General features: G+C 68.2%; 5 protein-coding genes and 1 pseudogene. 3 read left to right on the top strand and 3 right to left on the bottom strand.

Annotated features, from left to right (window positions below):
- Positions 1-3 precede the first annotated feature (3 nt).
- The 3 genes from Q0D45_RS10765 to Q0D45_RS10775 all read right to left on the bottom strand — a co-directional run bounded on the left by Q0D45_RS10765 (position 4) and on the right by Q0D45_RS10775 (position 4879).
- Positions 4-1626, bottom strand: a complete 1623-nt coding sequence (locus Q0D45_RS10765) for a (2,3-dihydroxybenzoyl)adenylate synthase (protein WP_293392465.1) — start codon at positions 1624-1626, stop codon at positions 4-6.
- On the bottom strand, positions 1623-2846 hold the full coding sequence (locus Q0D45_RS10770) for an isochorismate synthase (RefSeq protein ID WP_293392468.1): 1224 nt from the start codon (positions 2844-2846) through the stop codon (positions 1623-1625). The genes Q0D45_RS10765 and Q0D45_RS10770 overlap by 4 nt, the downstream gene beginning before the upstream one ends.
- 77 nt (positions 2847-2923) lie before the next feature.
- Complete coding sequence (locus Q0D45_RS10775; RefSeq protein ID WP_293392471.1) at positions 2924-4879, bottom strand: TonB-dependent receptor; 1956 nt, start codon at positions 4877-4879, stop codon at positions 2924-2926.
- A gap of 185 nt (positions 4880-5064) precedes the next feature.
- Here Q0D45_RS10775 and Q0D45_RS10780 point away from each other — a divergent pair, with 185 nt between their 5' ends.
- The 3 genes and pseudogenes from Q0D45_RS10780 to Q0D45_RS10790 form a co-directional block, all read left to right on the top strand.
- Positions 5065-6021: an AraC family transcriptional regulator gene (locus tag Q0D45_RS10780; RefSeq protein ID WP_293392474.1), complete on the top strand. Its 957-nt coding sequence runs from the start codon at positions 5065-5067 to the stop codon at positions 6019-6021.
- A gap of 137 nt (positions 6022-6158) precedes the next feature.
- Positions 6159-6977 (top strand): siderophore-interacting protein, encoded by an 819-nt coding sequence (locus tag Q0D45_RS10785; RefSeq protein WP_293392477.1) that lies wholly within the window; start codon positions 6159-6161, stop codon positions 6975-6977.
- Positions 6974-7213 (top strand): annotated as a pseudogene (locus Q0D45_RS10790) (iron-siderophore ABC transporter substrate-binding protein); the annotation flags it as partial. The gene Q0D45_RS10785 and the pseudogene Q0D45_RS10790, both read left to right, overlap by 4 nt.

Below are 7213 nucleotides of genomic sequence, written 5' to 3' on the forward strand. Positions count from 1 at the left end.
TTCTCAAAGAGGGGTGGCGGGAACCAGCAGCCGCTCGCGCAGCACTTGCTTGGCGACCTTGCCGGGGGCGGTCAGCGGCAGGCTGTCGACGAATTCGATGCGGTCCGGAATCTTGTATTCGGCGAGGCCTCTGCTGCGCAGATGCAGCTTCAGCTGGGTGGCCAGCGGGATGCTGCCGGCTGCGGAACGCAGCTCGATGAACGCGCAACTGCGTTCGCCGAGCCAGCGGTCCGGCAACGACACCAGCGCCGCATTGCGCACCTGCGGATGGCTGAGCAGATGGTGTTCGACTTCCTCGGCGGCGATCTTTTCGCCACCGCGGTTGATCTGATCCTTGGCTCTGCCGACCACCTGCAGATAGCCGTCGGCACGCAGGCGCACACGATCGCCGCTGCGATACCAGCCGTCTGCCGTGAACGCGCGCGAGTTGTGTTCGGCGGCGCGGAAATAACCGCGGATCGTGTACGGACCGCGAGTCAGCAGATGGCCGGCTTCACCGGCTGCGACATCGCGATCCTCGTCATCGACGACGCGCAGTTCATCGTCCGGCGAGATCGGCCGGCCCTGGGTGCGCAGGCAGCGCTCGTCGTCATCATCGAGCCGCGTGTAATTGACCAGGCCTTCGGCCATGCCGAACACCTGCTGCAGCGCGCAGCCGAACTGCGGCCGCACTCGCTGGGCAAGCTCGGGCGCGAGGCTGGCGCCGCCGACCTGGATCAGACGCAGGCTTTCAAAACGGCGAGCCTCGCGCGCCGCCGCTTCCAGCCACAGCAGCAGCAGCGCCGGCACCAGAGCGACATGGCTGACCTGATGCTGATCGATCAGCGCAAAGGCAGTCGCCGCATCACCACGCGGCGCCAGCACGATGTAGCCGCCTGCGTGCAGCGTACCCAGCGTGCCGGGCGAGCTGAGCGGAAAGTTGTGCGCCACCGGCAGGGTCGCCAGGAACACGGTGCGCTGCGAGAAGCCGCAGATGTCGGCGCTGGCGCGGACGCTGTACAGGTAATCGTCATGGCTGCGCGGGATCAGCTTGGGCGTGCCGGTGCTGCCGCCGGACAACTGCAGCAGCGCCAGCGCGCCGGGATCGCGTTCGGGCAGCGCCAGCGGTTCGGCGTAGAGCGTGTCGAGCGCGATGAACTCGGCAGCATCACCGGCGACGATGACGTGGCGCAGGCTCGGCGACAGGCGACGGACATCGCGCGCCAGCTGCCGGTAATCGTGGCCTTCGTGCTGATCGGCGATCACATAGGTGGTGGCGGCGCTTAAGCCGCACAGGCTGCTGATCTCGGCGCGGCGATGGCCGGGCAACGCCAGTACCGGAATCGCGCCGAGCCGGAAACAGGCGAAGCACAGCGCGAAGAATTCGGCGCAGTTCGGCAATTGCACGACCACGCATTCGCCGGCTGCAACGCCAAGCCCATGCAGGCCGGCAGCGAGGCGATCGGCACGCTCGTCCAGCTCGCGATACGACCATTGCCGCTCGCCACAGATCACCGCAGGCCGCTCGCCATGACGTTCCGCAAGTTCGCGCAGGAAGCCGCCCAGGGTCTGGCCCTGCCAGTAGCCAAGCTGGCGATAGCGCGCGGCCAGCTCATCCGGCCAGGGCGTGAAATCGGCGCCGCTCACGCGAACGCTCCGGTGTCGATGCTGGCGCCGAAGGCATCGAGCATGGTGCGGAACTTGGTCGCGGTTTCCGCCACTTCCAGCTGCGGATCGGAGGCCGGCACGATGCCGGCGCCGGCGTACAGCCGCGCCCGTCCGGCTTCCACTTCGGCGCAGCGGATGGTGATCGCCCATTCGCCATCGCCGCTGGCATCGCACCAGCCGACCATGCCGGTGAACAGGCCGCGCGGCAGCGGTTCCAGCGCGGCGATGGCTTCGCGCGCCAGTTGCTGCGGATGGCCGCAGACGGCGGGTGTCGGATGCAGCGCCTGGGCCAGCGTCAGCGACGACACCGAAGGATCGCGCAGCACGCCGACCACTCGCGTCGACAGATGCCAGAGCCGCGCCGTCGAGGTCAGCGAGGGCATCGGTGGCCGTTCGACCAGCTTGCAGTAAGGGCGCAGTGCGGCGACCACGGCATCGACGACCAAGGCGTGCTCGTGATGATCCTTGGCCGAAGCCAGCAGCGAGGCGGCGTTGGCGCGGTCCTGCTCGGGATCGGCACTGCGCGGCAGGCTGCCGGCGATCGGATTGGAGATCACCCGCTCGCCGCGGCGCGACAGCAGCAGCTCCGGGCTGGCGCCCATCAGGCGGCGCGGCGACGCACCGCGCACCGCCACCGGCAGATCGACGGCGTAGGTGAAACCGGTGGCGTTACGCTGAGCCAGATTGCGCAGCAGCTGCGGCTGGTCGATGTCGGAATCGCCGAGCAGTTCGAGGCTGCGCGACAACACCACTTTCTGCAGCGGCGTGTCCTTGAAGCGCTGCAGTGCCGCGACCACGCTGTCCCGATAACGATCGGCGCGCGGCCGTTCCTGGATGATGCAGTGACGTGCCGCCGGCCTCGGCAATGGCAGCCGTGCGCAGCTCAATGGCCCCGCCCTTTCGATCTGCGCCGGGATGTAGAGCACCGGCTCGGCATCGCTGGCGAACGGCAGCGCACCGACCACCAGCGACTGCACCCGGCCGGCGCGGCAGGCCTGATCGAACAGCGCCTGCACTCGCGTGGCCAGCGGCGCGCCGGCCGTGCTCGCTTCCGGCAGCCGATGCTGGATGCCCTCGCCGAGCACGGTGATCTGCGGCGAAGCGAAGAAGAAGCTCGATCGGGCCGCGTAGCGCAGCAGCAGCGCGTTGGCGGACAGATCCTGAGGTGCGGCGACGCGGGCTTCTAGTGCGTTATCCATGGGGCTCTCCAGAGGGTTCGAGTGGGCCCGGCGGGCGTTAGCTGACCGGTTGTGGCGATGCGCGAGGATTCGCGACCTCAGAAGACGAGGCGAGTCGACAGCACGATGCTGCGGCCCGGGTCTTTCAGCGCCGAGATGAAACCCAGCGAACCGCCGGCGCTGAAGCGGTTGACGTACTCGGCATCGAGCAGGTTGTTGGCTTCCACCCGCAGGCTCAGCGCGCGGTAGAAGCTCGGCCGCCATTCGGCGTAGACGTTGACCACTTCGTAGCCGGCGAGATCGTTGTTGCCGGAGTCGGCGCTGTAGTCGTACTTCAGCGCGATCTCCGAGCTGGCACCGGCGCTGAGGCCGTAAGCCGGCAGGCTGTAGCTGGCGTAGAGCTTGAAGATGTCGCCGACCGGCGAGCCGTAGGTGAACGCGGTAGTGCCGATGCCGGCGTTGTTGTACTCGACATCGGTGTGGGTGAAGCTCACGCCACCGCGCGCCTGCTCGCCTTCGAAGCGGGCCGACAGGTTGTAGCCCTCGGTCTTCAGATCCGGGCCGGTAACGCGCACGAACGGTTCGCCTTCAGCCACGTCTTCGAAGTAGGCGGCGGTGTTGGCCAGCGTGGTCGAGAACAGTTCGGCGACGAAGCGGAACTGCTGGAGGCTGTACTCGGCGCCGAGCTTGCCGTTGCGCGCCTTCTGCGCTTCGACATCCGGCGAGTAGACGTACGGGAACGAGTGGAACAGGCCCGATTCGGCAAGTGGAATGCCGCCGAACACGTAGGCATAGCCGGCGTTCAGGTTCAGCGACGGCGTCACTTCGAAGGTCGCCGAAACGTTCGGGCTCAGGCCGGTGTTGCCGAAGCTCTGATCATCGACCGCGCGATATTCCTGACGATCCAGACGCAGGCCGGTGGACAGCTGCAGGCGTTCGATCGGCTCGCCGCGCAACTGCGTGAACAGGCCGACGTTGACCGCTTTCTCGCGGAACAGCGGGTCGGCGTAGTTGTCGGTGCTCGAGCGATCGCTGTACAGATCGGCACCGGCGGTGATCGTGCCGATGCGGGTCTTGAAGCGGTTCTGGGCGAGGCCGCCGATGCTGGTGACCGAGGAATCGAAGTAGCCGCGTGCCGCCAGACCATCAGCCGTCGGCCGCTCGATGCCGCTGCGGTTCAGATAGATACGCAGCTCGGGATCGAAGCTGTCGGTCGGCTGGGTCGTCGTGTACTGCAAGCTGCCGGAGCGGCGGGTGAACTTGTTCGGCGCCAGCAGCACGGTGCCGCGCACGGCGGCGAAGTTGGCGCGATACGGGCGGATGGCGTCGTCGACCATGTACTGGCCGGTGGCTTCGATGCGATCGCCGGCCGCCGACTCCCAGGCCAGCTTGCCGAGCGTGCTCAGCAGATTGGGGGCGGTGCCCTGCACGGTGTTGCCGCCGCCGTCCTCGTAATTGCTGCCATCGGCATGCGAAACGTAGCCAAGTGCCTCGAAGCCCTTGTGGCGGCCATAACCGGCGCCGGACTGACTGAAGGTTTCCGAGTTGCTGTCGTAGCTGCCGCCGACGAAGGCGCCGACCTTGCGATCCTTGTCGAGCAGGTCGGCGACATCCTTGGTCTCGTAGCGCAGCGAGCCACCGACCGCGCCGGGGCCGGCATCGGCCGCCGCCACGCCGGCCTCGATGATCACCGCTTTCAGCAGGCCCGGATCGATCAGCGTGTTGGCGTTGTGATGCCAGACATTGTTCGACTGGCGGGCGCCGTCGATCTGGACATTGAGGTTGTTCTCTTCCAGGCCGTTGACGAACACCTTCTGCGAACTGGCCGTGGTACCGCCGACGTTGACCGAGATCTGCTCGACGAACAGTTCCTTCAGGGTCATCGACGAATTCGGCTCGACGGCGCCTTCGACGATCGCCTCGCCCTGCACCGTCACCGGCTTCAGCAGCACCGGCTTGTCGCCGTCCTTAGCAGCGATTTCCGTCGCACCGGGCGCGACCGTGGAGGTCGCCGCCTGAGCATGCGCAGTACCGATGCCGGCAACCAGAACCACGGAAAACGTCGACCTGACAGCGAACTGTTTCACGGACATGCCCCCAACTAGATGAGAATGATTTGCATTAACTATGACAGGACGCTATTTTCGTGTCTGTCGACAGCCATTGGTTTTGCGGCGGCGGCAAAGTCGTTTGCCGGACGCGCAGCACGCCGGCTCGTCAACCCGAGACAGAAAAACCCATGCCGCACGGTCAAACGCAGTCCCTGAATCCGCCTGAATCCGGCGCCTCTTTCCTGCCGCCGGAAGCCGCGCTGGTCAGCGGCCGGCTGCGCGAAGTCCATCTGCGGCCGGGGCTTTCGATGTACGCCTCGGACATCTGCGATCTGCAGGATCTCGATGTCAGCCTGCCGCTGCCGCCCGGCCTGCTGCTGGTGATGGCCTTGTCCGGCCAGGCCGATGTTTCCTACGGCGCCAAGCGTTTCCAGCTCGGCCCGCAGCGCGGCCGCGACGACGATCTGCAGCACGAAGGACTGGCATTGACCCTCACCGAACCGGAAGCCTTCGTGCGCCGCCTGCGCACCGGTAGCCGGCGGCGGGTCATCAGCCTGGCGCTCGGCCCGCAGTGGCTCGATGAAAGCCAGGAAGCGCTCGGCGCGCCACCACGCCTGACCGCATTCCGCAGCACCCATCTGGCCGCGCAGCGCTGGCAGCTGTCGCCACGGCTGCTGGCGATGGCTGGCGATCTGCTGGAAACGCCGGGCTCGCCGAGCCCGCTGCAAGGGCTGTATCTGGAAAGCCGCTGTCTGGAAATGGCCGCCGAAGCGCTGACCGCGATCACCGGCGGCGAGACCGCGCCGAGCACCGGGCTACGTCCACGCGAACAGCGCCGTCTGACCGCGCTGTGCGACTTTCTCGACAGCGGCGAAGCCGATGAGCTATCGCTGCAAGCGCTCGCCGAACGCATCGGCATGAGCAGCAGTGCGCTGCAGCGCAACTTCCGTCGTCACACGGGCTTGAGCGTGTTCGACTACCAGCGCCGCCGCCGTCTGGCCAACGCCCGCGTGGCGCTGGAGCGCGATGGCATCAGCGTCGGCGAAGCCGCCCATCTCGCCGGCTACACCAGCCAGGCCAATTTCGCGACCGCGTTCCGTCGCCAGTTCGGCCTGCAGCCCGGCCGCCTGCGCAAGCGCGGATGAGCCGCGCACCCATGAAACGGCCGCCACTTTTGCCGGCCGCGCACAGGTTTTTGCGCGCCGCGCAAAGCCGGCATTCCGGGCCCGGAAGCGCGGCTGACGACGCTAGGCTGCGGCCCTTTGTCCGAACGCTTCGTGCAATGACCCAGCAGCCCTCCACGACACCTCGCCGCCTGACCGTGGTCGATACCACCGCGCTCGGCCCGCGCCTGCGCCGCATCACCCTGAGCGGCCGCGATCTTCAGGATTTTCCCGCCGCCGGCCCTGGCGCCCACATCAAGCTGTTCGTGCCACGCCCCGGACAGGAACCCCTGCTGCCAACGCGCGGCGCCAAGGGCCTCAGCTGGCCGCCTGGCGAGCGGCCCGCGGTACGCACCTACAGCCTGCGCGGCCACGATCCGGAGCGCGGCACGGTCGCGGTCGAGTTCGTGCTGCACGGCGACGACGGCCCGGCCTCGCGCTGGGCGGCGCGCGCGCAGGCCGGCGATCCGATCGGCCTCGCCGGCCCCGGCGGACCGCCGCTGTACGACGCCGATGCCGATTTCCACCTGCTGGCCGGCGATCTGTCGGCGCTGCCGGCGATCGCCGCCGTGCTCGAAGCGCTGCCCGCCACGGCACGCGGCGCGGCGCTGGTCGAGATCGCCGATGCCGATGACCAGCAGTCACTGAGTCATCCGCCCGGCGTGCAGCTGCGCTGGCTGCACGCGAGCACGCCGTCCGCCGACGAGCCGGCGCTGGCCGCAGCGCTGCGCGAGGTCGACTGGCCGGCGACGGCAAGAGTTTCGGCCACCGTGGCCGGCGAAAACGCGGCGGTGATCGCGATCCGCCGGCAACTGCTGTTCGATCGCGGCCTGCCGCGCGCGGCGGTCTACGCGGTGCCGTACTGGCGGCGCGGCGACAGCGAGGAGCGCTACCACGAGGACCGGCACCGGATCATGGACGAGGCGTCGAGCCCATGAAGCGGTTGATCCTCGGCTGCCTGTTGCTGCTGCTCGCCGCCTGCGGCAAGCCGGCCACCCCGCCCGCTGCGGACGCGGCCGAAGCGCACACGATCCGCGACGCCGCCGGCCGTCAGGTTCGCGTGCCAGTAGCGCCGCAGCGGATCGTCGCGCTCAGCGAGATCGATCTCGACATCCTGCTGGCGCTCGACCAGCCGCCGGTCGGCGCCACCAATGGCCGCGGCAGCGACCATCAG

This window comes from Nevskia sp. (assembly GCF_023266035.1).
GTDB lineage: Bacteria > Pseudomonadota > Gammaproteobacteria > Nevskiales > Nevskiaceae > Nevskia.

What these genes read in the sequence shown, in the direction of transcription:
- Q0D45_RS10780 (WP_293392474.1), top strand. Translation starts at nt 5,065, where the DNA reads ATGCCGCACGGTCAAACGCAGTCCCTGAATCCGCCTGAATCCGGCGCC.
- Q0D45_RS10785 (WP_293392477.1), top strand. Translation starts at nt 6,159, where the DNA reads ATGACCCAGCAGCCCTCCACGACACCTCGCCGCCTGACCGTGGTCGAT.
- Q0D45_RS10770 (WP_293392468.1), bottom strand. Translation starts at nt 2,846, where the DNA reads ATGGATAACGCACTAGAAGCCCGCGTCGCCGCACCTCAGGATCTGTCC.